Origin of the sequence: Citrobacter sp. Cf087 (assembly GCF_030334285.1) — a bacterium.
Taxonomy (GTDB): Bacteria; Pseudomonadota; Gammaproteobacteria; order Enterobacterales; family Enterobacteriaceae; genus Citrobacter; species Citrobacter freundii.
In genome coordinates this window covers 18,853-44,220 of the sequence record NZ_JAOWED010000017.1, presented here as the reverse complement: position 1 = coordinate 44,220, position 25,368 = coordinate 18,853, and the positions used below count along the sequence as shown (strand labels likewise).

Sequence of the window (25,368 nt, the reverse complement as noted above, 5' to 3'; positions counted from 1 at the left end):
GAGCGGGTGGGGCGTAGGAGTAAGGAGGATGGAAAGAGGTTGTCGTATAAAGAAACTAGTAACCGTTAAGCCACCTCTGCAAAATCACCAAACAGGATGGGAACTATGAAAATCAAAACTGGCGCACGCATCCTCGCATTGTCTGCATTAACGACGATGATGTTTTCCGCCTCGGCTCTCGCCAAGATTGAAGAAGGTAAGCTGGTTATCTGGATTAACGGCGACAAAGGCTATAACGGCCTCGCTGAAGTGGGCAAAAAATTCGAGAAAGACACCGGGATCAAAGTCACTATTGAGCACCCGGACAAACTGGAAGAGAAATTCCCGCAGGTTGCCGCGACCGGCGACGGCCCGGACATCATCTTCTGGGCTCATGACCGTTTTGGCGGTTACGCTCAGTCTGGCCTGCTGGCTGAAATCACGCCTGACAAAGCGTTCCAGGACAAACTCTATCCGTTCACCTGGGATGCCGTACGCTATAACGGCAAACTGATTGCCTACCCGATCGCGGTTGAAGCGCTGTCGCTGATTTACAACAAAGACCTCGTGCCAAACCCACCGAAAACCTGGGAAGAAATTCCTGCACTGGATAAAGAACTGAAGGCGAAAGGTAAATCCGCGCTGATGTTCAACCTGCAAGAGCCGTACTTCACCTGGCCGCTGATTGCCGCCGACGGCGGTTACGCATTCAAGTTTGAAAACGGCAAGTACGATGTGAAAGACGTGGGCGTGGATAACGCCGGCGCGAAAGCGGGTCTGACCTTCCTGGTTGACCTGATCAAGAACAAACACATGAACGCGGATACCGATTACTCCATCGCCGAAGCGGCCTTTAACAAAGGTGATACCGCGATGACCATCAACGGTCCGTGGGCGTGGTCCAACATCGACAAGAGCAAAATCAACTACGGCGTCACGCTGCTGCCAACCTTCAAAGGCAAAGCGTCTAAACCGTTTGTTGGCGTTCTGAGCGCCGGTATCAACGCCGCCAGCCCGAACAAAGAACTGGCGAAAGAGTTCCTCGAAAACTACCTGCTGACCGATCAGGGTCTGGATGAAGTGAACAAGGACAAGCCGCTGGGCGCCGTTGCGCTGAAATCCTTCCAGGATCAGTTAGCAAAAGACCCACGCATCGCCGCCACCATGGATAACGCCCAGAAAGGCGAAATCATGCCGAACATCCCACAGATGTCCGCATTCTGGTATGCCGTTCGTACCGCAGTGATCAACGCAGCCAGCGGCCGTCAGACCGTCGATGCCGCGCTGAAAGATGCACAAGGTCGTATCACCAAGTAATGCTGTAGCACACGTGCCGGATGGCGGCATAAATGCCTTATCCGGCCTACAACACACCGTAGGCCTGATAAGCGCAGCGCCATCAGGCACGCTGACCAACAGGTTTTCATTGTTGTTGAGGATTGAACCCCATGGATGTCATTAAAAAGAAACACTGGTGGCAAAGCGACACGCTGAAATGGTCAGTGATGGGTCTGCTTGGGCTGCTGGTCGGTTACCTTGTTGTTTTGATGTACGCTCAGGGGGAGTACCTGTTTGCCATCATGACGCTGATTTTAAGCTCTGCTGGCCTGTATATTTTCGCTAACCGTAAAGCCTATGCCTGGCGCTATGTTTACCCGGGCGTTGCCGGTATGGGGCTATTTGTCCTGTTTCCGCTGATTTGTACGATCGCCATTGCCTTTACCAACTACAGCAGTACTAACCAACTGACCTTTGAACGTGCTCAGGAAGTCCTGATGGATCGTTCGTATCAGGCTGGGAAAACCTACAACTTTGGCCTGTATCCGGCGGGTGATGAGTGGCAATTGGCTCTCACCGACGGTGAAACCGGCAAGAATTATGTTTCCGACGCCTTCAAATTTGGCGGCGAACAGAAACTGCAACTGAAAGAAACGGATGCTTTGCCAGCGGGCGAGCGTGGGACGCTGCGCATCATCACGCAGAATCGCCAGGCGCTGAACCAACTGACCGCCATCCTGCCGGATGAAAGCAAAGTGATTATGAGCTCGTTGCGCCAGTTTTCCGGCACGCAGCCACTTTATACGCTCGCTGATGACGGTACGCTCACCAACAGCCAGAGCGGCGTAAAATACCGCGCCAATAACGATATTGGTTATTATCAGGCGATTAACGCTGACGGTAGCTGGGGTAGCGAAAAACTCAGTCCAGGCTATACCGTTGCCATCGGCTGGGATAACTTCACTCGCGTGTTTACCGACGAAGGCATCCAGAAACCGTTCTTCGCCATCTTTGTCTGGACGGTGGTCTTCTCCGTTCTGACCGTGATCCTCACCGTTGCTGTGGGGATGGTGCTGGCCTGTCTCGTACAGTGGGAATCTCTCAAAGGCAAAGCGATTTACCGTGTCCTGTTGATTCTTCCGTATGCCGTACCGTCGTTTATCTCGATTCTGATTTTCAAGGGCTTATTCAACCAGAGCTTTGGTGAAATCAACATGATGCTGAGCGCACTGTTTGGTATCAAACCGGCCTGGTTCAGCGACCCAACCACCGCGCGTTCGATGATTATTATCGTCAACACCTGGCTCGGTTATCCATACATGATGATCCTGTGCATGGGTCTGCTGAAAGCGATTCCTGACGATCTGTATGAAGCCTCGGCGATGGATGGTGCAGGTCCGTTCCAGAACTTCTTTAAGATAACGCTACCGCTGCTGATTAAGCCGCTGACACCGCTGATGATCGCCAGCTTCGCCTTTAACTTTAACAACTTCGTGCTGATTCAGCTGTTGACCAACGGTGGCCCGGACCGACTCGGCACCACCACGCCAGCCGGTTATACCGACCTGCTCGTGAGCTACACCTACCGTATTGCCTTTGAAGGCGGCGGTGGTCAGGACTTCGGTCTGGCGGCGGCGATTGCCACGCTGATCTTCCTGCTGGTCGGCGCGCTGGCGATTGTGAACCTGAAAGCCACACGTATGAAGTTTGATTAAGGGAGACAACGAACATGGCTATGGTACAACCCAAATCTCAGAAACTGCGTCTCTTAACAACGCACCTGCTGCTGCTGATTTTCATCGCGGCGATCATGTTCCCGTTGCTGATGGTTATCGCTATCTCGCTGCGCGAAGGTAACTTTGCCACCGGCAGTTTGATCCCGGAAAACATCTCCTGGGAACACTGGAAACTGGCACTGGGCTTTAGCGTTGAACACGCGGATGGCCGCGTGACGCCACCGCCATTCCCGGTATTGTTATGGCTGTGGAACTCGGTGAAAGTGGCCAGCATTACCGCGATCGGTATCGTGACGCTTTCCACCACCTGTGCTTACGCCTTTGCGCGTATGCGTTTCCCGGGCAAAGCAACCCTGCTGAAAGGGATGCTGATTTTCCAGATGTTCCCGGCGGTGCTGTCTCTGGTCGCGTTGTATGCTTTGTTTGACCGCCTGGGTCAGTACATTCCGTTTATCGGCCTGAACACGCACGGCGGCGTGATCTTCGCCTATCTTGGCGGTATTGCGCTGCATGTATGGACGATTAAGGGTTATTTCGAAACCATCGACGGTTCGCTGGAAGAAGCGGCCGCGCTGGATGGCGCAACGCCGTGGCAGGCATTCCGCCTGGTGCTGCTACCACTTTCCGTTCCGATTCTGGCGGTCGTGTTTATTCTGTCTTTCATTGCCGCTATTACCGAAGTACCGGTCGCGTCACTGCTGCTGCGTGATGTGAACAGCTATACCCTCGCGGTAGGTATGCAGCAGTACCTCAATCCACAGAACTATTTGTGGGGCGACTTTGCCGCCGCAGCTGTACTTTCAGCCATTCCGATCACTCTGGTGTTCTTGCTGGCGCAGCGCTGGCTGGTCAACGGACTGACGGCAGGTGGTGTGAAAGGTTAAGTTTTACCGAAGTAACTGCCCGGCAACGGGCAATGCCACTGCAACCCTCAACTTATGTTATCCCAACCTGTGACTGTTATTCGGCGCTCTACGGAGCGCCCTTTTTTTATGTTATTTTGTATTACGCTTACGATTATTTCCTTTCGTGCTCCCCATCACTGCAATTCTATTTTTCACCCGAACGCAATAAAATTAAACAGAATTAAGATCACAGAAAAGACAAAACGTAATTGCAATGTAAAAAATGATAATTGTCTTCCCTGCCTGTTAAATTCAACATCACGGCACTGATCAAAAGAGCTGTATCCTCTAAGGCAGGTCTGAATGAACACTCAATATAATTCCAGTTATATTTTTTCGATTACATTAGTGGCAACATTAGGAGGGCTATTATTCGGCTACGACACTGCAGTCATATCCGGAACGGTAGAGTCCTTAAATACCGTATTTGTCGCCCCACAACACTTAAGTGAATCCGCCGCCAACTCGCTGTTGGGCTTTTGCGTTGCCAGTGCGTTGATTGGCTGCATCATCGGCGGTGCGTTGGGCGGCTATTGCAGTAACCGATTTGGCCGCCGGGACTCGCTGAAAATCGCGGCGCTGCTGTTCTTTATTTCTGGTATTGGTTCCGCCTGGCCGGAACTAGGCTTTACAACTATTAATCCAGATAGCGCCGTACCCGTTTATTTAGCCGGATACGTTCCCGAATTTGTTATTTATCGTATCATTGGGGGTATTGGGGTAGGTTTAGCTTCAATGCTCTCACCAATGTATATTGCTGAACTGGCACCCGCACACATTCGTGGGAAACTGGTGTCATTTAACCAATTCGCCATTATTTTTGGTCAACTGTTAGTGTATTGCGTTAACTATTTTATCGCCCGTTCGGGTGATGCGAACTGGCTGAATACCGATGGCTGGCGCTATATGTTTGCGTCCGAAAGTATTCCCGCTCTGCTGTTTTTACTGCTGCTGTACACCGTACCAGAAAGCCCGCGCTGGCTGATGGCGCGTGGCAGACACGAACAAGCGGAAGGTATTCTGCGCAAAATTATGGGCAGTACCCTCGCCACCCAGGCCATGCAGGAGATCAATCACTCTCTGGAACATGGTCGTAAAACCGGTGGTCGCCTGTTGATGTTTGGCGCAGGCGTTATCGTCATCGGCGTAATGCTGTCTATCTTCCAGCAATTCGTCGGTATTAACGTCGTGCTCTACTACGCCCCGGAGGTGTTTAAAACGCTGGGAGCCAGCACCGACGTGGCCTTGTTACAGACCATTATTGTTGGCGTGATCAACCTGAGCTTCACCGTGCTGGCTATCATGACGGTGGATAAATTTGGTCGCAAACCGCTGCAGATTATTGGCGCTCTGGGCATGGCCATCGGTATGTTCAGTCTCGGTACCGCGTTTTATACCCAGGCTTCCGGGCTGGTTGCTCTGCTGTCGATGCTGTTTTACGTCGCCGCATTCGCCATGTCCTGGGGACCAGTTTGTTGGGTGCTGCTGGCCGAAATCTTCCCGAACGCGATTCGTGGCAAAGCGCTCGCCATTGCCGTTGCAGCTCAATGGCTGGCGAACTACTTCGTCTCCTGGACCTTCCCGATGATGGACAAAAATTCGTGGCTGGTTTCCCATTTCCACAACGGTTTCTCCTACTGGATTTACGGTTGCATGGGCATTCTGGCCGCGCTGTTTATGTGGAAGTTTGTGCCGGAAACCAAAGGCAAAACGCTGGAAGAACTTGAAGAACTGTGGGAACCCTCCGCAGAGAAAACCCAGCCTGCCTCTGCACAGTAATCCTGACCTGCAACACGCCGCAGCCCGATTGCGGCGTGTTGTCTTTTACTCTCGCTTCAGCCGTTTGGAATTACACAGCCACAGGGTGATCACCAGCAGCAGGATCGCCGCAGAATAGATCAGCACATCCATCGGCGCTTTATGATCGACGATGATCAACCGCACAATCGCGGTGATCCCGATATAGACAAAGTAGCGCAACGGAAAGTGAAACCCTGACTGAAAGTACTTCACAATCAACGCGATAAATTCAAAGTAGAGGAAGTAAACCACCAGCCCTTCCACCAGCTCATACTTGCTGGTTTGTTCCGGGGCGAACAGCACGTCCGCCAGATGCAGCGTTTCTTTCCCGAGGAATACAACCAGGATCAGGCCCAGACTCAGCAGTCCCAGATTCAACACGGTCTGTAAAATAGTGGAGATAAACTCCACGCGCGGACGAGATAGCGACGTCATAGCAGCACCTCTTACTCAGTGGCGAGGTTCCTGTATAACGCAAAAATGTGACAGAGATCTACATTTTTTGTTTATATTTTGTGCAAGAAAGGTCAACGGAGAATGATGAATGCCACGATACATTTCACAGGATGAATTATGCAGCTAAGACAATCCGCTGTCCGCAACGTTACCTGCGGTGAGAACGTGGTGATTTATGAACCCGCCAATCTCTACGATTGCACATTGGGAGACAACGTTTTTGTCGGACCATTTGTTGAAATCCAGGGCAACACACAGATTGGCGCAGACAGCAAAATTCAGTCGCACACCTTCATCTGCGAATATGTCACCATCGGTTCCCGCTGTTTTATCGGGCATGGCGTGATGTTCGCCAACGATATGTTCCGCGAAGGAAAACCCAACGCCGACCCCAACAGCTGGGGACGCATTACGATTGGCGACGATGTTTCGATCGGCAGCGGGGCGACCATTCTGGCGGTCACTGTCTGCGATGGCGCGGTCATCGGCGCAGGAAGCGTAGTGACCAAATCGATCACCGAGAAAGGCGTGTACGCGGGAAACCCGGCAAAATTATTGCGTCGCCTGTAACTTCCCTGATGACGGCTTAAATACCTTATCCGGCCTGCAATACAGGCACTTTGTAGGCCGGATAAGCGTAGCGCCATCCGGCTGGCAAACGGCTCGATTACCGAAAATTCACGCTGCGATCGCTGGTCATATCGTACAGACCAAACTTACGCCCAAGCTGCTGACCGCCATCACGTGTTAACGGCGTCCAGCCAATCGCCGCACGGCTGCGGGTCGGACCAGACGAGAACAGATCCAGCGGCACGGAAACGTACACCCCTTTAGTAAAATCACCCTCGCCATACTCATCCGGCGAGGCGTTAGTGATAGTCGCATAACCACCCACCACGACACCGCTGTCGAAGCGTTTGGCGATCTCCAACGTTCCGCCCTTATCCCCGGCCAGATACTGACCCACGCTGGCTTTCACCAGCACATCCTGGGCGAAAGAAGGATTCCAGTACGCGGTCAAATGCCCGGTCTTCACACTGTAGTCGGTGAATTTCATCATGTCCTGCGCGCTACGCCAGTCACGCTGTTTCACGTAGTTGGCATCAACACCAAACGCCCAGTTGCTGTCCAGCGGACGATAGAGCACTTCTGCCCCCGCGCCGCCGTACATGGTCTCCAGATAGCCGCCGTACACCTGTCCGTAAAAGCCGTTGCCGAGTGACTGGAAGTAGTTGGCCTGCAGGTTATTCACGTAAACATCGTTTTGCACGTAGTCACGTACATGGGTACGCACACGCGGCAAATGCGAATCCTGCGGCGGGTTGGTGTAGTTAAACTTGTCATAGTTATTGGCGAGATTGGCGAACAAACTCCCGGTGGTCAGCAGATGATCGGTCACCCACCAATCCGCCGTACCCATCACGCCCAACTGATACATATAGAAGTTTTCCGGGCCGCCCACCGACTGGTTAAGCACCGGATCGATGTGGAAATCGAAGCGCGACTTATCGATATACCAGCCCTGCTCGGTCGTTTTCGGCACCACCGGCTCCACGCGTTTTTGCGCCAGCTGAGTCTCATGGCCCAACGGCTCGCCTTCCAGATGGCGCTTGAGGCTGGAAACCTCTGTTTCGGTCGTCACCTGCGGCAAGTTAAGGCGATTTTCCGTAATACGGATCGTGCGGATCCCGTCAGGAAGATCGTTCATCACGATCCGGTTGGCACGCTCGATCCCCTCGCGCGAATCACGGTATTTCACCTGTTCGCCTGTTACATACAGCGTATCGCCCTGCACCTGGATTTTAGGGTCCGCCAGCCCGGCATTGTATTTCAGCAGCGTTAGCTGATTCGCCACCACCGAATGTTGCAGGATGGCATCCTGCGGCTGCGGCTGATATTTCGGGCGGGCGTTATCGTTATAGTTTGGTCGCAAATCGTTAAAGTTAGTCCGCAGCGTGACCCCAAACATAAAGGTGTTGCCGCGCTCATAGCTGAGGTTAACGTCGGCCCAATCGGTGACGCGATAAATAGCGCCGACGTTAAACTTGCTCTTCTGATCCAGCTTGCCCGCGAAATCCTGCTGGTAATTATTACCCTCATACTCCAGTTTCAGACGCAGCGGCTGCCAGGGTGTCTGATATTCCACGCCGCCAAACAGCGACGCCGGGCCGTGGAACATCTGGCTGCCGTCAATGGAACCCGCCTGCTTGTAACTGTTATCGCGATGACAGAATTTATCGCTGAATGAGCAAAACGGATTGCTGACGTTGCCGCTGGTCCCGAGGTATCCCCAGCCAAGACCGAGTGAGAAATCAAACGGTCCCCAGGCTTTGTTCGCCACAATATACTCCGCATCGAACAGGCCCGTTCCGCCAATATCTCGCGCGCCAACTGCCACCTGCGGCATCCAGTAGCTCTCTTCCCACAGACGTAGTTTGAGATCAAAAGCTTTATCCTTGTAAGTCTGATCGCCAGAAAACGACTCCACGCTACTGTATTGTTTGGTACGCACATCGGTATAGCGCAGCGTGGTTTCCAGCCACGGGAAGAGCTGCACCGACGCAGAGTAATAGCGGTACTGATCGTTATCGCGGTAGTTAAGGCTCATTTCGCCCTCACGCGCCATGCGTGCGGTTGGGGTTTGCAGCAGCCCCACGCCGCCAAAATCGGACTGGGAAGGACCAATCGCCGCAGGATACGCTTCACCGTGACAGGCCGCACTGATACCCAGCGCCAACAGGCTGAGCAGATAAGTTTTTCTCATTATTCGGGTATCCGCTGGGTCAGGGTGCGAAGAATGTCGGCATTGATTTCATCCGGGGTGCTGCTCCAGACAGAGTCCGACAGCCCGACAAAAATGATGCTGCCGGGCATCGGCTCAATGTGACGTTTGTTCCAGTAGGCGACCGGTACTTTTTGTGTGCGTCCGTCGGGATAGACAACCCAGGCGTAGCTACGATCCGCGCCGCTGAGCCGATGCTGCCCATCGAGATAGCTGGCAACATCACGTCCGGGTATAAAAGGCTGTTTACCCGTGTGGCTTAGCAAACCCAACAGCGTGATATCCGTGGGCTGTGGTCCGACCCACAGTGTGTAATTACCCTGCAACGGCGGGTTGCCTGGTTCACTGGTACGTACTACATCCGGGTCGAGATTAATCGTCTGTCTACCGGCTACCTTCAGCGCCTGAATTTGCTGGCGTAATGCGTTGATAGCGCCAGCATCCTCACCGCTTGCTTCAGCGCTCAACGTCGCCAGACGAGCCAGTAATGCCTGCTGCTGACGTTGTGCCTCAGTTGTTGCCCGCTCTTCGCTGATAACCGCGCCTGGCCACCAGCTATTGCTCAACCGCGGCTGTCCAACCAGGTCGAGCAGATGTTCAGCCCCGGTCAGCGTTTTTGCTTCCGTGCTACCTGTCGTAATCACTTTTACGCTGCCCGCAGCAAAAACAGATGCCGCGCACAGGCTGAATGTCAGCGCAGTAATCATTTGTTTCATCATGGTTTTGCCGCCTTAATCAGCGTGGTTTTCACCGGGAAGAAACCTGCGCCAAGATACTGTTCCGACTGGCGAATCATGCCCTCACTGTCTACCCAGTAGCGGTTATGCCAGCGCGTTTGATCGGTGGTGACCTCTTCATCAAGGATCCGTACCGGCGTGTTATCGCTGCCGACTTTGATGGTGTCTGCGCCATCCCATGTGAAAACCGAGCGCGCGGTGGCATAGCGTACCTGCTGATGTTCAGTCCAGCCCATCGTGCGGGTCCACGTTGCGCCGTCGACTATCTGATTTGGCTTGATGAGCGGGTCTGCCGCCAGATTATTCACCTCGATTAGGTTGTCCCCGCCAAGGTGCGTTTTCACAATGCGCCCATGCTGCGTGACGAGAATAGCCCGATCCTGAGTCACCCATTTCTGCTGTCCGTTTTCTGCAAATGCGAGTACCACAAACAGTTGGGGACCGCCGTTGAGCTGCATGTACTGGCTGGCGTAAGGCATGTTTTGAATTTCATCGTCCGTCATCTGTACGCCGGGAGTACCAAACACGCTATCCCACAGCGAATGACCCAGCCCTTCGGTAGTGGCTGAGCACGCCTGCAGTAGCAGGCAAACCATTATGATCGCTGGTCGCTTCACGACGTTTCTCCGCATTATTGCCGGGTGGCGCGACGCTTACCCGGCCTACAAATCCCACAGACTTTTGGCAATTCCAAAATAACCACACCGAAGTGTGGTTAGAATTAAACGTACCTTTATTACTGGGTACTGGTGGTTGTGGTAGTTGTGGTTCCGGTATTAGAACCATCGCCGCCGCCGGTCGCCGCCAGGGCAACCCCCACCGCAGAACTTACGGTGCTCACGCTGATTGCGGAGGAACTTCCTGCCGAAACCGACGCAGCAGCCGACCCTGCAGCCTCACCCACCTGAACGGGGGCGGCATAGACAGAGGTCGCCGCAAGCGCAGATATAGCCCAAAGGCCATACAGAACTTTTTTCATCACAAATTCCCTTCATTGTATGAATGGAGATTTACCCAAAAGAATTTCGGGCGAGATCGAGTATACACAAGCGAAGTATGCAAATTAGGTCGAGAGGGAATTTAGGACAATTAGATAACGAGAGAAAATATGATTAACAACAAATAATAAAAACAACTTAATTCAAAGAGTTAAAATATAATAATAAAAACACAATACCCGGTAAATCTGAAAATATCAGAAACAGGATAACGTTGAATAAATTATTTTAGGATTAAGCTCAATTAAAGGGTGAAGTGAAAAAGTAGATATCCTGGAATAATCTTATAAAAAAGCCGATATTAATATCGGCTTTTTTATTTCATTAATGCCGGATGGCGGCAAAACGCCTTATCCGGCCTACAGGATATGTGCCAGTAGGCCGGATAAGCGCAGCGCCATCAGGCGCGCCAGGCTTTGTAACGGTTAATCAACCCATTAGTAGAAACATCATGGGAAGAAACAGTTTTATCATCGTTCAGCTCTGGCAGAATGCGGTTCGCCAGCTGTTTGCCCAGCTCAACGCCCCACTGGTCAAAGGTGAAGATGTTCAGGATCGCGCCCTGAGTGAAGATTTTGTGTTCGTACAGCGCAATCAGCGCACCCAGGCTGAACGGCGTGATTTCGCGCAGCAGGATGGAGTTCGTTGGACGGTTACCTTCGAACACTTTGAACGGCACAACGTGCTCAAGCGTAGCCGGATCTTTACCCTGGTCGCGATATTCCTGCTCAACCACTTCGCGAGATTTACCAAAAGCCAGCGCTTCGGTTTGCGCGAAGAAGTTAGACAGCAGTTTCGGATGGTGATCCGACAGCGGGTTGTGGGTGATTGCCGGCGCGATGAAATCGCACGGCACCATTTTGGTACCCTGGTGGATCAGCTGGTAGAACGCATGCTGGCCGTTAGTACCCGGCTCACCCCAGATGATTGGGCCGGTCTGGTAATCCACCGCATTGCCGTTACGGTCAACGTATTTACCGTTGGATTCCATGTTGCCCTGCTGGAAGTAGGCCGCGAAACGGTGCATATACTGGTCATACGGCAGAATCGCTTCGGTTTCGGCACCGAAGAAGTTGTTGTACCAGATACCGATCAGCGCCAGCAGCACCGGCAGGTTTTTCTCAGCCGGGGTGGTGGAGAAGTGTTTGTCCATCGCATGCGCGCCGGAGAGCAGCTCAACAAAGTTGTCGAAGCCTACGGACAGGATGATGGACAGACCGATTGCAGACCACAGGGAGTAACGACCGCCAACCCAGTCCCAGAACTCGAACATATTGGCAGTATCAATACCAAACTCGCCAACCGCTTTACCGTTAGTGGAGAGCGCTGCGAAGTGTTTGGCTACGTGCTTGTTGTCGCCAGCGGTCGCCAGGAACCAGTCGCGCGCGCTGTGGGCGTTGGTCATGGTTTCCTGGGTGGTGAAGGTTTTGGAAGCGACCAGGAACAGCGTGGTTTCCGGGTTCACTTTTTTCAGCACTTCGGCGATGTGCGTACCATCGACGTTCGACACAAAGTGCATGTTCAGGTGATTTTTATACGGACGCAGCGCTTCGGTCACCATGAACGGGCCAAGGTCAGAACCGCCGATACCGATGTTTACTACATCAGTGATGGCTTTGCCGGTATAGCCTTTCCAGCTTCCGGAGATGATCGCTTCAGAGAAAGATTTCATCTTCTCCAGTACCGCATTCACTTCCGGCATCACATCTTTGCCGTCAACGATGATCGGCGTATTGCTACGGTTACGCAGCGCCACGTGCAGCACGGCACGGTCTTCAGTACGGTTGATTTTCTCACCGGAGAACATGGACTTGATGGCACCCGCCAAATCGGTTTCTTTCGCCAGATCCTGCAGTTTAGCCAGCGTCTCTTCAGTGATGCGGTTTTTGGAAAAATCCACCAGCATCAGATCGTCAAACGTCGCGGAAAACTTAGTGAAACGATCGCTATCTTTCGCGAAAAGATCCGCGATAGTAACGTCTTTCATTTCTTCAAAGTGTTTTTGTAGTGCCTGCCAGGCTGAGGTCTGCGTTGGATTGATGTTTTTCATTAGCAATACTCTTCTGATTTTGAGAATTGTGACTGAGATCGATTGTAACGCCAGTCACAGAAAAGTGTGATTGTTTTAATGCCATTGCCAGGGCATCCGCCAAACGTGGCTAAAAAGTATAGCGGTTATCAGCGTTGTTATTAGTACCGTTACTCAACGCAGTTGCAGCATGAAAAATCCGCATAATCCCAGCGTTGACAGTGCAAGCTACACATTTTATTTATAAATACGGTATTTGCATTTGCGCCTGCACCGGTTTTCGTTCTGCCTTATGTGCCATGGTCGCTCTATTCATTCCCTGACACGAGGTAGTTATGACTGATGTAGTTGTCTCCAAGTTTGGTGGTACCAGCGTGGCGGATTTTGATGCCATGAATCGCAGCGCTGATGTAGTGCTTTCTGATGCTAACGTCCGTGTGGTGGTACTTTCCGCTTCTGCGGGAATCACCAACCTGCTGGTCGCACTGGCTGAAGGGCTGGAGCCAACCGCGCGCTTCGAAAAACTCGATGCCATTCGTCAAATTCAGTTCAATATTCTGGAACGCCTGCGTTATCCAAACGTGATCCGTGAAGAGATCGAACGTCTGCTGGAAAACATCACCACACTGGCAGAAGCGGCGTCACTGGCGACCTCAACCGCGCTGACCGACGAACTGGTCAGCCACGGTGAACTGATGTCTACCCTGCTGTTCGTCGAGATCCTGCGTGAACGCAACGTGCAAGCGCAGTGGTTTGACGTGCGTAAAGTGATGCGCACCAACGATCGTTTTGGTCGTGCAGAACCCGACGTCACGGCGCTGGCTGAACTGGCAACGCTCCAGTTGGCCCCGCGTCTGAGCGAAGGTCTGGTGATTACTCAGGGCTTTATCGGCAGTGAAGGCAAGGGCCGCACCACCACGCTGGGACGCGGCGGCAGCGATTATACCGCCGCCTTACTGGCAGAAGCCCTACACGCAACGCGCGTTGATATCTGGACCGACGTTCCCGGCATCTACACTACCGATCCGCGCGTGGTTCCGGCTGCGCAGCGTATTGATGAAATCGCCTTTGAAGAGGCCGCGGAAATGGCGACCTTTGGCGCGAAAGTACTGCATCCGGCAACCCTGTTGCCAGCCGTACGTAGCGATATTCCGGTGTTTGTGGGCTCCAGTAAGGATCCAAAAGCAGGCGGTACGCTGGTCTGCAATAAAACCGCTAATCCACCGCTGTTCCGTGCGCTGGCGCTACGCCGTAAGCAGACGCTGCTGACGCTGCATAGCCTGAATATGCTGCACTCTCGCGGGTTTTTAGCGGAAGTGTTCGGCATCCTGGCACGCCACAATATCTCGGTCGATTTAATCACCACATCCGAAGTCAGCGTCGCGCTGACTCTGGATACCACCGGTTCAACGTCCACCGGCGATACACTGTTAACACAGTCTCTGCTGATGGAACTGTCTGCCCTGTGTCGGGTTGAAGTGGAAGAAGGCCTGGCGCTGGTGGCGTTGATTGGCAACGACCTGTCCAAAGCCTGCGGCGTGGGTAAAGAGGTGTTCGGCGTACTGGAGCCGTTCAATATTCGGATGATTTGCTATGGCGCGTCCAGCCATAACCTGTGCTTCCTGGTACCCGGTGCTGAAGCCGAGCAGGTGGTACAGAAGCTACACCATAATTTGTTTGAATAAGTAGACGTCAACGCCCGATGGTTCTTAGGCCATCGGGCATTTTCACCGCATCACCGTTTCATATAACAATCTGTCCAGCTCCCTGACATCGCCTTCCCGGCAATCCGGTAACGCCGGTGGAATCTCTCCTCTTTCCAGCTCGGCGCGGATAAACGCATGCAACAGTGGACGACGCGGGCCGTACTCCGCTTCACCCGCACACTGCTTGCGCTCCAACAGCTCATCAATTTCATGACGCAATGGCGCATCCAGTTCACTTCCCGCCAGCAGCTCGGCAAAACGCATCGGCGGTACGCCCTTGCCCGCTTCCACCCAACGCACCGCCAACAGGGGTCGCAGAACGTAGAAGTACTTCTTCAATCGCACGTCGTCACCCTGCAAATAACCACGGAAGTTTTTCCGCGCCATAGAGTAGTAGTGCCAGCGGGCACGTAGCGGAGAAAACCATTTGGGCACCAGCGCTTTCAGCGCCGAAACGGTCACGTCATCCTGCTGATAGACCACCGGCGAATCCAGCCACTCGATAAGCGTCGGGTTTGCGCCTTTGAGTAACCCCAGCGCCTTGCGCCATTCCCAGCCGCACACGTCCAGCTCATCATCTATCGGCAGCTCGATAACATCGCGTTGCGCTTCGACCCGCAGATACCATTCAGGGGGATGAACATAGAGAAATCGCACGTCGTAGTCGCTGTCCGGCGAGGCAAATCCCCAGCCACGGCTGCCGGATTCACAGGCATACAGCACCCTGACGCCAAAGCGCTGCTCAACCTCTTTTAACTGGCGCAATACCCTTTCACGCATTGCGCCGTCCACTGTGTTGTAACTCATTATTCTTATCCTTTTATGTTCACAAGGCCGTGCAGCACCTGATCCAGGCCCCCGAACACCGAGATTTTATCGATACGCTCAGCAACTCTTTCGAGGGTTTCCAGTTCTTTTAAGCGCAGCGCTACCGGGTTGTTTTCCATCACTTTTGCCGTATTTAACAGCGATCGCGTGGCGGCCGTCTCTTCACGACGTCGGATCACGTTGGCCTGGGCGGATTTTTCCGCTTCAACCAGTTGCGATAAAATAGCCTTCATATCGCCGGGCAGGACAATATCCTTCACCCCCAGTGAAGCCACTTCGATACCAAACGGCGTCATGCGGGCTTTCACCTGCGCGCTCACCACTTCATCGATCGCCTGCTTATCTTCCAGTAATTCGTCCAGTGTGCGCGTTCCCACCGCTTCACGCAGCGCAAACTGCAATTCCCGGTAAAGGTGATCCAGCGGTTTAGTCAGTTGACCAAATGCCAGCAGCACATCGCTATAACGCCAGTTCGCCGCCAGGTTTAAACGCAGGTTGACCTTATCTTTGGTCAGGATCTCCTGGCCGCCAACCTCCAGCACCTGCAAACGGGTATCCACCACTTCCGCTTCAATCAGATGGTTTACCTTCCAGTATGCTGTTAACCCCGGCAGCAACAGCGCCTGAGTTTCACCATCAATTTTCAGTACACCGACGTGCCACGCTGGGACCTGCACCGTTAAGATAGCTTCGCGACCTTTCACCGCACCGCTGCGACGGGGCTGTAACACCGCGTTCATCACGTCAACAGGAACCAAAACCTGACGTGTATCCATCCGTACCAGCTTCAGCGCTTCATCGGACTGCCAGTACAGACGGCGCGATGCCGGTGGCAAAATTTCCTGCAAGACGCCGTTCACATACAGCGCACCTGCTTCAGTATCGGTAAAATCAGCTACCACACAGTACTGCTCCACCCATGCAGGCTGGAAGCGACGTAAATACTCCGCGAGCGCTTCCGGAATTTCGCTGCCATCGGTATTGATTACCAGAACGTCCGGAGTGTTAAACCATGGCAAACGGTGCTCACCTGCATCCAGTACCTGATAGTAATCACCCTGTCGGGATAACAGGCCAAGCTGGCCTTTACGAATAGTGATTTTTTTCATCATTTTTTATTCCTTATTGTGAGTCAGGTGCGGGTGCAGGGGCGAAGCGACAGGGGAATTCCTTTTTGCCTGTCACACGGCATCATTACCGGCAGCCTGTTCTGGAGCGTGCTAACTGCGCATCACTCCGCTTTATTTCTATGATTAACAACCAGTTTTCATTCGGGGATGAAATTGGGAATCGAACCCACTGTGTGTCATCGGCTGACGGAACACTCCCGGAAAACAGCCTGTGCCGTTCCTGACGTGCCGGCGGGGTTTAACCCCCTGCGCTTTCAGCGTGATTGACGCAAGTGTTATTGCCAGAAGCGTGCCAGGAATTAAAACAACATATTTAATTTTTAATTAATTGATTTTTATGATTTTAATTATTAACACCAATAATGGTGGTTGTCTCAACGGGTTAATTTTTTTATCTTTTATTCTCTTATTTATCTTTTCGGATAAACTATGAAGAAGCGACGGGTAGTGATTGGCGTACTGGGAACGGTGCTCGATAAGCGCGGCAAGCGGGCCAATCGGTTTAAGAAGTGGCGACCCACGGTTGGGCTATGCCAACAACCCGATTTCCCTGTCGACAGGCTGGAACTCCTCCACCAACCACGCGATGAGAGCATGGCGCAAAGGTTGATTGAAGACGTCGCCTGCTTTCGCCGCACACCCATGTTCGCCCGCATGCCGTCACCATTAACGATCCGTGGGACTTTGAAGAGGTCTACGCCGCGTTTCTCGACTTTGCCACGCATTATGAATTTGATACGGAAAACGAAGAGTATCTGGTGCACATCACCACCGGCACTCACGTGGCACAAATCTGCTGGTTTTTGCTGACGGAAGCCCGCTACCTGCCCGCCAGCCTGCTGCAAACCGGCCCCGCGCCACGCGGTTCATCAGATGAGGCCATCGCCGCTGGCGTCTGCTCGGTTATCGATCTCGATTTAAGCCGCTACGCCACGCTCACCAGTCGTTTTCAGCGCGAACAGCAGCAGTCGGTCTCTTTTCTGAAAGCCGGGATTGATACGCACAACGCCACCTTCAATAAACTGATCGATCGCATTGAGCGGGTCGCTCTGCGTTCGACCGACCCGATCCTGCTCACCGGCCCTACCGGCGCGGGTAAATCCTTCCTGGCGAAACGTATTTTTCAGCTACGCCAGTCGCGGCATCTGGTGGCGGGAAAACTGGTGGCGGTTAACTGCGCGACCTTGCGCGGCGATAATGCAATGTCCACGCTGTTCGGTCATGTGAAAGGGGCGTTTACCGGTGCGCTCACGGCGCGTAGCGGATTACTGCGAGAGGCCGATGGCGGCGTGCTGTTTCTCGATGAGATAGCCGAATTAGGGCTGGACGAGCAGGCCATGCTACTCAAAGCAATTGAAGAAAAAACCTTTTTCCCGTTTGGGTCAGACAAAGAAGTACGCAGCGATTTTCAGCTGATTGCCGGCACCCATCGCGACATGCGGCAATGGGTCGCTGAAGGCCGTTTTCGCGAGGATCTCTACGCGCGTATCAACATGTGGTGCTTCGCCCTGCCCGGTCTGGCGCAGCGGCGGGAAGATATCGCGCCGAACGTCGAGTATGAGTTGCAACGTTTCTCCAACAGCAAACAGACGCAAATCCGTTTCGATAAAGAAGCCCGCGCTTCCTATCTGGCATTTGCCTGCTCCCCACAGGCGCAATGGCGCGGCAACTTTCGCGAACTCAGTTCATCCATCGCGCGCATGGCGACGCTTGCCGAACAAGGTCGCATCACCTTATCCCTTGTCGAAGAAGAGATTGCGCTGCTAAAGGAGAGTTGGCAGATAGCAACTCCGCAGCCTGAACTGAATATGGACATTGACCTGTTCGATCGCCGCCAGTTAGAAACGGTACTGGAAGTGTGCCGCCGCTGCGCGTCGCTGTCGGAAGCCGGACGCGAACTGTTTGCCGTCTCACGGCAGAAAAAAGCCAATCCTAACGATGCAGACCGCCTGCGCAAATATCTCGCTCGTTTCGGGCTAAGCTGGGAAAGCGCTCGCAGCGATCAGATACAATGAAACAATATCTAGATCTAATATTACCCAATCTGAACTGTTACTGGTTTTCCTAACTTCACCAGCATCATGACCAGCGCATCAAGGGTAAATTTGTTGGTTTTCTGATTAACAACATCTGAAACACGGGGCCGGGAAATATTCAGTTTCACAGCAGCTTCCGCTTGTTTCAGATGGTTTTCATGAATCCATCCGGAAATTTCTTGCATCAACTGCTGCTTCAGGAGAATGAGTTGTTCGGCCTCGCATTCAGCATCATACTTTAAGCTCTTCGCTTCCGCTTCTGCAAACCCCAGTTCGGCAAAAATATTGACATCCGGAGAGGTTACATGGCGAACCTTATTATCAACGGTATTGTTCATTTCTGATTCCTGTCTTCTTGCAAAGCCGTTCGATATCTAACTTTAGCAATGTGTTTATCGTGCTCAGAAGTACGTTTTGTCTTTTTATTGAAGCAATGCAGTACATAGACCGCGTTAGCATAGCGAGCAATGTAGATGATTCGGTATGCGCCAGATTCATACCTGAGCCTTACCTCCTCAACACCGCGACCTATCTCTGGCATCGGCTTCCAGTCAGCAGCTTCTAATCCCGCCTGTAAACGATGTAACTGAAAACCAGCGGTTTTACGTATATCTTCAGGAAAGCTTCGTAAATCATCAAATGAACTGCCAATCCAGACAATGGGCTTTAAGGCCCGCCTTATTGAAAGCATAACACATCCTTGTATAAAATTTTATACAAACAATAAAATGTGTAACCCACACGTTTTCCTGTCATTACGCTAAATCAGAATAGAAATTCCGTCACTTCAACAAGCTATATTTTGCGAGGCTCTTTCAGGATTAGTTTTATTCTGCACGAATTACCGTACACTGAGGATATCGGCTAACAGAGGGCACCCGTATGGCACTCCCCCGCATTACCCAAAAAGAGATGACCGAGCGCGAACAGCGTGAACTGAAAACGCTGCTTGACCGCGCGCGCATTGCACATGGTCGCCTGCTGACCAACGCTGAAACAAACAGCATCAAGAAAGAGTACATCGATAAACTGATGGCCTTGCGCGAAGCAGAAGCTAAAAAAGCCCGCCAATTGAAGAAAAAGCAGGCTTATAAACCGGATTCAGAGGCGTCATTCTCCTGGTCGGCGAATACGCCAACGCGCGGCAGACGTTAACGTCCTTTCTTCTTACGCCCCGGCGAGGTAAAGCGTTTACCGTTTGCTGCCGGGCGTGATTTCTCTTTCTCCGCCGATTTTTCGATTTTCACTACCGGGCGCTTAATGCCTGCGGTTTTTGGCTTCGCTTTCGCCTTCGGTTTGGCCTCTGAGGACGAGTTCTCAATCAACTTGAACAGATCGATCAGTTCGTCATCCGTCAGGTCGCGCCATTCACCAAGCGGCAGGCCGGACAAGCCAACGTTCATGATACGCGTACGCTCAAGTTTGGTAACTTCATAGCCAAAGTGTTCGCACATACGACGGATCTGACGGTTCAGCCCCTGAATCAGCGTGATGCGAAACACAAACGGCGCTTCTTTCTTCACCTTACATTTCTTGGTGACGGTACCGAGGATTGGCACACCAGCCCCCATACCACGGATAAAGTCATCAGTGACCGGCTTATCTACCGTCACCAGATACTCTTTTTCGTGATCGTTACCGGCACGCAGGATTTTATTCACCAGGTCGCCGTGGTTGGTCAGAAAGATTAGCCCCTGGGAATCTTTATCCAGACGGCCAATGGGGAACACGCGCTTGCTGTGATTCACGAAATCAACAATGTTGTCGCGTTCGCTGTCTTCGGTGGTGCTGACAATTCCTACCGGCTTGTTCAGCGCGATAAAAACCAGATCTTCCGCTTCACGCGGCTCAATCAACCGACCATTCACTTTTACGACGTCGCCAGGCATCACCTGATCGCCGATGGTGGCGCGTTTACCATTCAGGAAGACATTCCCTTGTTCGATAAAGCGATCCGCCTCGCGACGCGAGCAGATTCCGCTTTCACTGATGTATTTATTTAATCGGATGGATGAGTCGGGCAGCATAATTTCTCCTGTATACACTTCATCCTTCAAGCCGTCTCTGCGTTGGCTGCCCTCACTTACCCTGGTCACATAGTTATCTATGCTCCCAGGAATTCGTTCCCTTGCCGCCTTGATACAACTTGAATGCTTTTGTGTATTAAAAGCGAAATATACCCTACCTTGCGGACGATAAAAAATAATCGTGTTCGACTGCCCACGCGCTATTTGTGATCCGTCACACCTTTTGACACAAAAGTGTCAGCGATCCATCCCTGCAATTTTGTTGGGTGAAAACAAGCAGAATCAATACATTAGAGAGACAAGCACATATGTGCCGACAGCACGCCATCACCACATCAAATGTGCAACACAATCGGTCATTACAGGGCACTGAAATAAGTGAAAATAGCTTTGAGATGGAGAACAGTTGGGGTTATATCAGATCAAGAAGACAATTTCGTGATTTGCACAAATGTGCAGGAGTCCAAAAATGGCGACGGAAAACAGCGATGATATCCGCCTAATCGTAAAGATAGCGCAGCTGTATTACGAACAGGATATGACACAAGCGCAAATCGCCCGCGAGCTGGGGATTTACCGCACCACGATCAGCCGGTTGCTAAAACGTGGACGCGAGCAGGGTATCGTCACCATCGCCATTAATTACGACTACAACGAAAATCTGTGGCTGGAACAGCAGCTAAAACAGAAATTTGGCCTGAAAGAAGCGGTGGTGGTCTCCTGCGACAGTGAACAGGAAGACGAACAACTCACCATGATGGGTGTGCACGGTGCACAGTTGCTGGAACGCTTACTGGAACCAGGGGACATTATCGGGTTCTCATGGGGCCGCGCGGTGCGGGGACTGGTGGAAGGGTTATCCCCTGCCAGCCAGTCGCGCCAGCTGATCTGCGTGCCGATTATCGGCGGACCGTCCGGCAAGCTTGAAAGCCGCTACCACGTCAATACGTTGACCTACGGCGCTGCGGCAAAGCTTAAAGGGGAATCACACCTGGCAGATTTCCCGGCACTGCTGGAAAACCCGCTGATCCGTAACGGGATCATGCAGTCACGACATTTTAAATCGATTTCAGCTTATTGGGATAATCTGGACATCGCGCTGGTTGGGATTGGATCTCCGGCAATACGTGATGGCGCCAACTGGCACGCTTTTTACGGCAGTGAAGAGAGTGATGACCTGCATGCTCGCCGGGTCGCCGGAGACATTTGCTCGCGCTTTTACGATATCAACGGTGCAACCGTAGAAACCAATATGAGTGAAAAGACGCTCTCCATCGAAACCAATAAATTAAAACAGACGCGTTACTCCATTGGCATTGCAATGGGTGAAGAAAAATACAGTGGGATATTAGGCGCATTACGTGGGAATTATATTAATTGTTTAGTCACCAACAGCCATACCGCTGAATTATTGTTGAAGTAAATAAATTCTAATTGGTCCTGCCATAATTAATTTTATGTGGGATCCCCTTACCTGAAATCGGGAGTTAATTATGCAAACGTGGTTAAACTTGCAGGGCAAAGTCATTATTGTTACCGGTGGTGCATCCGGTATTGGGCTAGCGATTGTTGAAGAGTTATTAGCGCAGGGCGCTAATGTGCAAATGGCGGATATTCACGGTGGTGACGGTAAATATGAAGGCCATAATGGATATCATTTCTGGCCGACAGATATTTCCAGCGCCAAAGAAGTTAATCATACCGTTACCGAAATTATCCACCGCTATGGGCGTATCGATGGTTTGGTGAATAACGCAGGCGTTAATTTTCCGCGGCTGCTGGTCGATGAAAAAGCACCCGCCGGGCAATATGAGCTCAACGAAGCCGCTTTTGAAAAAATGGTGAATATCAACCAGAAAGGTGTGTTCTTAATGTCGCAAGCCGCGGCACGCCAAATGGTAAAACAGCGTAACGGCGTGATTGTGAATGTCTCTTCAGAAAGCGGACTAGAAGGTTCAGAGGGCCAAAGTTGCTATGCCGCCACCAAAGCAGCATTGAATAGCTTTACCCGTTCCTGGTCGAAAGAGTTGGGCAAACACGGCATTCGTGTGGTGGGCATTGCACCCGGCATTCTGGAAAAAACCGGACTGCGTACCCCCGAATATGAAGAAGCGCTGGCCTGGACTCGCAACATCACCGTCGAACAGCTGCGCGAGGGCTACACCAAGAACGCGATCCCAATTGGGCGCTCAGGGCGCTTAAGCGAAGTCGCTGATTTTGTTTGTTATCTTTTGTCTGAGCGCGCCAGTTACATAACCGGAGTAACCACTAACATTGCTGGCGGAAAAACGCGCGGCTAAGGAGGTTTTATGGTCAATGCAATCTTCTGTGCTCACGGCAAACTGGCCTGCGCCATGCTGGAATCGGTACAGATGGTCTACGGTGATGCCAACGTTGAAGCCGTGGCATTTGTCCCCGGAGAGAACGCCAGCGACATCGTGGAAAAGCTGAAAAAGTTAGTAAGTATTCACACTGGCGATGAATGGCTGATTGCCGTCGATTTGCAGTGTGGCAGTCCCTGGAATGCTGCCGCGACGCTGGCAATGCACAATCCGGCGATACGGGTCATTAGCGGGTTATCACTGCCGTTGGCGCTGGAGCTGGTAGACAACCAAAGCAGCATGAATGTGGATGAACTGTGCGAACACCTGACGACCATTGCTCAACAAACCTGTGTCGTCTGGAAACATCTGGAAACGGCCGAAGAGGATTTCTGATGAACATTACCCTTGCTCGTATTGATGACCGCCTGATCCACGGTCAGGTCACCACCGTCTGGTCGAAGGTGGCAAATGCCCAACGGATTATTATCTGTAATGACGACGTTTATAACGATGAAGTACGTCGTACATTATTACGTCAGGCCGCCCCACCGGGAATGAAAGTGAACGTTGTTAATATCGAAAAGGCGGTCGCAGTTTACCATAATCCGCAATACCAGAACGAAACCGTTTTTTATCTATTTACCCGCCCGCAGGATGCATTAGCAATGGTAAAACAAGGGGTAAAAATTACCACATTAAATATTGGCGGCATGGCCTGGCGACCAGGTAAAAAACAATTAACCAAAGCCGTTTCTTTAGATAACGACGATATTCATGCGTTTCGTGAGTTAGATAAACTGGGTGTCACGCTGGATTTACGCGTCGTCGCATCCGATCCATCTATTAATATTCTCGAAAAAATAGAAGAACAATCGTTCGCTGAATAAATAAAAATGCCTGTGTACTTATGCTTTAACAGGCAGGGATGATCACATTCACAAGGTGACATATTATGGAAATAAGTACCCTACAAATTATCGCCATATTCCTATTTTCCTGTATTGCCGGAATGGGTAGCGTGCTGGATGAGTTCCAGACCCACCGTCCGCTAATTGCTTGTACCGTTATCGGCCTGATCCTCGGTGATTTAAAAACCGGGATTATGCTCGGCGGCACGCTGGAGTTAATCGCTCTTGGCTGGATGAACGTCGGCGCAGCCCAGTCTCCCGATTCGGCGCTCGCCAGTATTATCTCCGCCATTCTGGTTATCGTCGGTCAGCAAAGCATTGCTACCGGTATCGCCATCGCCCTGCCGGTGGCGGCGGCAGGCCAGGTACTGACGGTATTCGCCCGTACTATCACCGTGGTGTTCCAGCACGCGGCGGATAAAGCCGCCGAAGACGCCCGATTTCGTACCATCGACATGCTGCACGTTTCCGCTCTCGGTGTACAGGCGCTGCGCGTTGCCATTCCTGCATTAATCGTCTCGCTGTTTGTCAGCGCCGATATGGTCAGCAATATGCTCAACGCCATTCCGGAATTCGTCACCCGCGGATTGCAGATTGCCGGTGGCTTTATCGTGGTGGTCGGCTACGCCATGGTGCTGCGCATGATGGGGGTGAAGTACCTGATGCCCTTCTTCTTCCTCGGGTTTATCGCTGGGGGTTATCTCGATTTGAGCCTGCTGGCTTTCGGTGGGGTTGGCGTGATTATCGCGCTGGTCTACATCCAGTTGAACCCACAGTGGCGTAAAGCCGAACCGCAGGCGCAACCCGCCTCTTCTCAAGCTATCGATCAGCTTGATGACTAATGGAGCCAGCCATGGAACAGAAAAAACTGACCAAATCCGACCTGTTTAGCATGTTCGTTCGCTCCAACCTGCAACAGGCGTCATTCAACTTTGAACGCATTCATGGGCTGGGCTTTTGCTACGACATGATCCCTGCCATCAAGCGCCTGTATCCGCTGAAAGAAGACCAGGTTGCAGCACTCAAACGGCACCTGGTGTTCTTCAATACCACACCTGCCGTTTGCGGCCCGGTGATTGGCGTGACCGCCGCGATGGAAGAAGCTCGCGCCAACGGTGCGGAAATTGACGACGGTGCCATCAACGGTATCAAAGTTGGGCTGATGGGTCCGCTGGCCGGCGTCGGCGATCCGCTGGTATGGGGAACGCTGCGCCCGATTACCGCCGCGCTCGGCGCATCGCTGGCGCTGTCCGGTAACATTCTCGGCCCACTATTGTTCTTCTTTATTTTCAATGCAGTACGTCTGGCAATGAAGTGGTACGGCTTACAGCTTGGCTTTCGTAAAGGGGTCAACATCGTTAGCGACATGGGCGGCAACCTGCTGCAGAAACTGACCGAAGGCGCATCGATTCTCGGCCTGTTTGTGATGGGAGTATTGGTCACCAAATGGACCAGCATCAACGTGCCGCTGGTGGTATCGCAAACGCCTGGCGCAGACGGCACCACCGTCACCATGACCGTGCAGAACATTCTCGACCAACTCTGCCCCGGCCTGCTGGCGTTGGGTCTGACACTGCTGATGGTGCGTCTGCTCAACAAGAAAATTAATCCGGTATGGCTAATATTCGCCCTGTTTGCGCTGGGAATTATCGGTAACGCACTGGGCTTCCTGTCCTGATTTTTTCGCTCCGGCAATGCCGGGGCAACTT

At 52.2% G+C, this 25,368-nt stretch carries 24 protein-coding genes and 1 pseudogene; 14 read left to right on the top strand and 11 right to left on the bottom strand.

Annotated features, from left to right (window positions below):
* Positions 1-105: 105 nt before the first annotated feature.
* From malE to xylE, 4 genes are all read left to right on the top strand, one after another.
* Positions 106-1,296 carry a maltose/maltodextrin ABC transporter substrate-binding protein MalE gene (malE, locus tag OGV57_RS00280; protein ID WP_003031680.1) on the top strand — a complete coding sequence of 397 codons (1,191 nt, stop codon included), beginning with the start codon at positions 106-108 and terminating at the stop codon, positions 1,294-1,296.
* A gap of 131 nt (positions 1,297-1,427) precedes the next feature.
* On the top strand, positions 1,428-2,972 hold the full coding sequence (malF, locus tag OGV57_RS00275; RefSeq protein ID WP_046671359.1) for a maltose ABC transporter permease MalF: 1,545 nt from the start codon (positions 1,428-1,430) through the stop codon (positions 2,970-2,972).
* 14 nt (positions 2,973-2,986) lie between these two features.
* Positions 2,987-3,877 (top strand): maltose ABC transporter permease MalG, encoded by an 891-nt coding sequence (gene malG / locus OGV57_RS00270; protein WP_003031677.1) that lies wholly within the window; start codon positions 2,987-2,989, stop codon positions 3,875-3,877.
* A gap of 324 nt (positions 3,878-4,201) precedes the next feature.
* Positions 4,202-5,677 (top strand): D-xylose transporter XylE, encoded by a 1,476-nt coding sequence (xylE, locus tag OGV57_RS00265; protein WP_054527957.1) that lies wholly within the window; start codon positions 4,202-4,204, stop codon positions 5,675-5,677.
* Positions 5,678-5,722: 45 nt separating this feature from the next.
* On the opposite strand, the gene psiE is transcribed toward xylE, so the two are convergent.
* A complete protein-coding gene (gene psiE, locus OGV57_RS00260) occupies positions 5,723-6,133 on the bottom strand; it encodes a phosphate-starvation-inducible protein PsiE (protein WP_003031674.1) in 411 nt (136 codons plus the stop codon).
* Between the two features lie 138 nt (positions 6,134-6,271).
* Between psiE and OGV57_RS00255 the strand changes: the two genes are divergently transcribed.
* Entirely contained in the window at positions 6,272-6,724 is a 453-nt protein-coding gene (locus OGV57_RS00255) for an acyltransferase (protein ID WP_046671404.1), read from the top strand.
* A gap of 97 nt (positions 6,725-6,821) precedes the next feature.
* Here the strand turns inward: OGV57_RS00255 and OGV57_RS00250 are convergent, their stop codons facing one another.
* From OGV57_RS00250 to pgi, 5 genes are all read right to left on the bottom strand, one after another.
* Positions 6,822-8,918: a YjbH domain-containing protein gene (locus tag OGV57_RS00250; RefSeq protein ID WP_054527956.1), complete on the bottom strand. Its 2,097-nt coding sequence runs from the start codon at positions 8,916-8,918 to the stop codon at positions 6,822-6,824.
* Positions 8,918-9,655, bottom strand: coding sequence for a capsule biosynthesis GfcC family protein (locus OGV57_RS00245; protein WP_003844706.1), 738 nt, complete (start codon positions 9,653-9,655; stop codon positions 8,918-8,920). Before OGV57_RS00245 ends, OGV57_RS00250 begins: the two co-directional genes overlap by 1 nt.
* Positions 9,652-10,290, bottom strand: coding sequence for a YjbF family lipoprotein (locus tag OGV57_RS00240; protein ID WP_003844705.1), 639 nt, complete (start codon positions 10,288-10,290; stop codon positions 9,652-9,654). Before OGV57_RS00240 ends, OGV57_RS00245 begins: the two co-directional genes overlap by 4 nt.
* A gap of 119 nt (positions 10,291-10,409) precedes the next feature.
* Positions 10,410-10,652: an exopolysaccharide production protein YjbE gene (gene yjbE / locus OGV57_RS00235; protein WP_054527955.1), complete on the bottom strand. Its 243-nt coding sequence runs from the start codon at positions 10,650-10,652 to the stop codon at positions 10,410-10,412.
* 419 nt (positions 10,653-11,071) lie between these two features.
* The gene (pgi, locus tag OGV57_RS00230) at positions 11,072-12,721 is read right to left on the bottom strand and encodes a glucose-6-phosphate isomerase (protein WP_003031668.1); all 1,650 of its coding nucleotides are present in this window, start codon (positions 12,719-12,721) and stop codon (positions 11,072-11,074) included.
* A gap of 314 nt (positions 12,722-13,035) precedes the next feature.
* Between pgi and lysC the strand changes: the two genes are divergently transcribed.
* Positions 13,036-14,385, top strand: a complete 1,350-nt coding sequence (gene lysC, locus OGV57_RS00225; protein WP_003844704.1) for a lysine-sensitive aspartokinase 3 — start codon at positions 13,036-13,038, stop codon at positions 14,383-14,385.
* Positions 14,386-14,427: 42 nt separating this feature from the next.
* On the opposite strand, the gene OGV57_RS00220 is transcribed toward lysC, so the two are convergent.
* Both OGV57_RS00220 and OGV57_RS00215 read right to left on the bottom strand, forming a co-directional pair.
* Positions 14,428-15,213, bottom strand: a complete 786-nt coding sequence (locus OGV57_RS00220; RefSeq protein WP_054527954.1) for a nucleotidyltransferase domain-containing protein — start codon at positions 15,211-15,213, stop codon at positions 14,428-14,430.
* A gap of 5 nt (positions 15,214-15,218) precedes the next feature.
* Positions 15,219-16,346 carry a slipin family protein gene (locus tag OGV57_RS00215; RefSeq protein WP_054527953.1) on the bottom strand — a complete coding sequence of 376 codons (1,128 nt, stop codon included), beginning with the start codon at positions 16,344-16,346 and terminating at the stop codon, positions 15,219-15,221.
* Positions 16,347-16,793: 447 nt separating this feature from the next.
* Here OGV57_RS00215 and rtcR point away from each other — a divergent pair.
* A pseudogene (gene rtcR / locus OGV57_RS00210) lies at positions 16,794-18,379 on the top strand (RNA repair transcriptional activator RtcR).
* 20 nt (positions 18,380-18,399) lie between these two features.
* Here the strand turns inward: rtcR and OGV57_RS00205 are convergent.
* Both OGV57_RS00205 and OGV57_RS00200 read right to left on the bottom strand, forming a co-directional pair.
* The gene (locus OGV57_RS00205) at positions 18,400-18,738 is read right to left on the bottom strand and encodes a helix-turn-helix domain-containing protein (RefSeq protein ID WP_054527951.1); all 339 of its coding nucleotides are present in this window, start codon (positions 18,736-18,738) and stop codon (positions 18,400-18,402) included.
* The gene (locus OGV57_RS00200; RefSeq protein WP_016149391.1) at positions 18,735-19,091 is read right to left on the bottom strand and encodes a type II toxin-antitoxin system RelE/ParE family toxin; all 357 of its coding nucleotides are present in this window, start codon (positions 19,089-19,091) and stop codon (positions 18,735-18,737) included. Before OGV57_RS00200 ends, OGV57_RS00205 begins: the two co-directional genes overlap by 4 nt.
* Positions 19,092-19,282: 191 nt before the next feature.
* Here OGV57_RS00200 and OGV57_RS00195 point away from each other — a divergent pair, with 191 nt between their 5' ends.
* Positions 19,283-19,555, top strand: a complete 273-nt coding sequence (locus OGV57_RS00195; protein ID WP_003031655.1) for a YjbD family protein — start codon at positions 19,283-19,285, stop codon at positions 19,553-19,555.
* On the opposite strand, the gene rluF is transcribed toward OGV57_RS00195, so the two are convergent.
* The gene (rluF, locus tag OGV57_RS00190; RefSeq protein ID WP_008786901.1) at positions 19,552-20,427 is read right to left on the bottom strand and encodes a 23S rRNA pseudouridine(2604) synthase RluF; all 876 of its coding nucleotides are present in this window, start codon (positions 20,425-20,427) and stop codon (positions 19,552-19,554) included. The genes OGV57_RS00195 and rluF overlap by 4 nt on opposite strands.
* 469 nt (positions 20,428-20,896) lie before the next feature.
* On the opposite strand from rluF, the gene OGV57_RS00185 reads away from it, so the two are divergent.
* The 6 genes from OGV57_RS00185 (at position 20,897) to OGV57_RS00160 (ending at position 25,337) form a co-directional block, all read left to right on the top strand.
* A complete protein-coding gene (locus OGV57_RS00185; protein ID WP_048234163.1) occupies positions 20,897-21,850 on the top strand; it encodes a sugar-binding transcriptional regulator in 954 nt (317 codons plus the stop codon).
* Positions 21,851-21,920: 70 nt separating this feature from the next.
* Positions 21,921-22,727, top strand: a complete 807-nt coding sequence (locus tag OGV57_RS00180; protein ID WP_003031649.1) for an SDR family oxidoreductase — start codon at positions 21,921-21,923, stop codon at positions 22,725-22,727.
* A gap of 9 nt (positions 22,728-22,736) precedes the next feature.
* Positions 22,737-23,144 (top strand): mannose/fructose/sorbose PTS transporter subunit IIA, encoded by a 408-nt coding sequence (locus tag OGV57_RS00175; protein ID WP_003031647.1) that lies wholly within the window; start codon positions 22,737-22,739, stop codon positions 23,142-23,144.
* A complete protein-coding gene (locus OGV57_RS00170) occupies positions 23,144-23,638 on the top strand; it encodes a PTS sugar transporter subunit IIB (protein WP_003031646.1) in 495 nt (164 codons plus the stop codon). Before OGV57_RS00175 ends, OGV57_RS00170 begins: the two co-directional genes overlap by 1 nt.
* Before the next feature lie 65 nt (positions 23,639-23,703).
* Positions 23,704-24,501: a PTS mannose/fructose/sorbose transporter subunit IIC gene (locus tag OGV57_RS00165; protein ID WP_003841402.1), complete on the top strand. Its 798-nt coding sequence runs from the start codon at positions 23,704-23,706 to the stop codon at positions 24,499-24,501.
* An 11-nt stretch (positions 24,502-24,512) separates the two neighbouring features.
* The gene (locus OGV57_RS00160) at positions 24,513-25,337 is read left to right on the top strand and encodes a PTS system mannose/fructose/sorbose family transporter subunit IID (protein WP_003031641.1); all 825 of its coding nucleotides are present in this window, start codon (positions 24,513-24,515) and stop codon (positions 25,335-25,337) included.
* The last annotated feature ends 31 nt before the right edge of the window (positions 25,338-25,368 follow it).

What these genes read in the sequence shown, in the direction of transcription:
- OGV57_RS00165 (WP_003841402.1), top strand. Translation starts at nt 23,704, where the DNA reads ATGGAAATAAGTACCCTACAAATTATCGCCATATTCCTATTTTCCTGT.
- psiE (WP_003031674.1), bottom strand. Translation starts at nt 6,133, where the DNA reads ATGACGTCGCTATCTCGTCCGCGCGTGGAGTTTATCTCCACTATTTTA.
- OGV57_RS00180 (WP_003031649.1), top strand. Translation starts at nt 21,921, where the DNA reads ATGCAAACGTGGTTAAACTTGCAGGGCAAAGTCATTATTGTTACCGGT.
- OGV57_RS00215 (WP_054527953.1), bottom strand. Translation starts at nt 16,346, where the DNA reads ATGATGAAAAAAATCACTATTCGTAAAGGCCAGCTTGGCCTGTTATCC.
- OGV57_RS00185 (WP_048234163.1), top strand. Translation starts at nt 20,897, where the DNA reads ATGGCGACGGAAAACAGCGATGATATCCGCCTAATCGTAAAGATAGCG.
- OGV57_RS00160 (WP_003031641.1), top strand. Translation starts at nt 24,513, where the DNA reads ATGGAACAGAAAAAACTGACCAAATCCGACCTGTTTAGCATGTTCGTT.
- OGV57_RS00220 (WP_054527954.1), bottom strand. Translation starts at nt 15,213, where the DNA reads ATGAGTTACAACACAGTGGACGGCGCAATGCGTGAAAGGGTATTGCGC.
- OGV57_RS00205 (WP_054527951.1), bottom strand. Translation starts at nt 18,738, where the DNA reads ATGAACAATACCGTTGATAATAAGGTTCGCCATGTAACCTCTCCGGAT.
- OGV57_RS00250 (WP_054527956.1), bottom strand. Translation starts at nt 8,918, where the DNA reads ATGAGAAAAACTTATCTGCTCAGCCTGTTGGCGCTGGGTATCAGTGCG.
- OGV57_RS00195 (WP_003031655.1), top strand. Translation starts at nt 19,283, where the DNA reads ATGGCACTCCCCCGCATTACCCAAAAAGAGATGACCGAGCGCGAACAG.
- lysC (WP_003844704.1), top strand. Translation starts at nt 13,036, where the DNA reads ATGACTGATGTAGTTGTCTCCAAGTTTGGTGGTACCAGCGTGGCGGAT.
- yjbE (WP_054527955.1), bottom strand. Translation starts at nt 10,652, where the DNA reads ATGAAAAAAGTTCTGTATGGCCTTTGGGCTATATCTGCGCTTGCGGCG.
- pgi (WP_003031668.1), bottom strand. Translation starts at nt 12,721, where the DNA reads ATGAAAAACATCAATCCAACGCAGACCTCAGCCTGGCAGGCACTACAA.
- malF (WP_046671359.1), top strand. Translation starts at nt 1,428, where the DNA reads ATGGATGTCATTAAAAAGAAACACTGGTGGCAAAGCGACACGCTGAAA.
- rluF (WP_008786901.1), bottom strand. Translation starts at nt 20,427, where the DNA reads ATGCTGCCCGACTCATCCATCCGATTAAATAAATACATCAGTGAAAGC.
- OGV57_RS00200 (WP_016149391.1), bottom strand. Translation starts at nt 19,091, where the DNA reads ATGCTTTCAATAAGGCGGGCCTTAAAGCCCATTGTCTGGATTGGCAGT.
- malG (WP_003031677.1), top strand. Translation starts at nt 2,987, where the DNA reads ATGGCTATGGTACAACCCAAATCTCAGAAACTGCGTCTCTTAACAACG.
- malE (WP_003031680.1), top strand. Translation starts at nt 106, where the DNA reads ATGAAAATCAAAACTGGCGCACGCATCCTCGCATTGTCTGCATTAACG.
- OGV57_RS00170 (WP_003031646.1), top strand. Translation starts at nt 23,144, where the DNA reads ATGAACATTACCCTTGCTCGTATTGATGACCGCCTGATCCACGGTCAG.
- xylE (WP_054527957.1), top strand. Translation starts at nt 4,202, where the DNA reads ATGAACACTCAATATAATTCCAGTTATATTTTTTCGATTACATTAGTG.
- OGV57_RS00245 (WP_003844706.1), bottom strand. Translation starts at nt 9,655, where the DNA reads ATGATGAAACAAATGATTACTGCGCTGACATTCAGCCTGTGCGCGGCA.
- OGV57_RS00175 (WP_003031647.1), top strand. Translation starts at nt 22,737, where the DNA reads ATGGTCAATGCAATCTTCTGTGCTCACGGCAAACTGGCCTGCGCCATG.
- OGV57_RS00255 (WP_046671404.1), top strand. Translation starts at nt 6,272, where the DNA reads ATGCAGCTAAGACAATCCGCTGTCCGCAACGTTACCTGCGGTGAGAAC.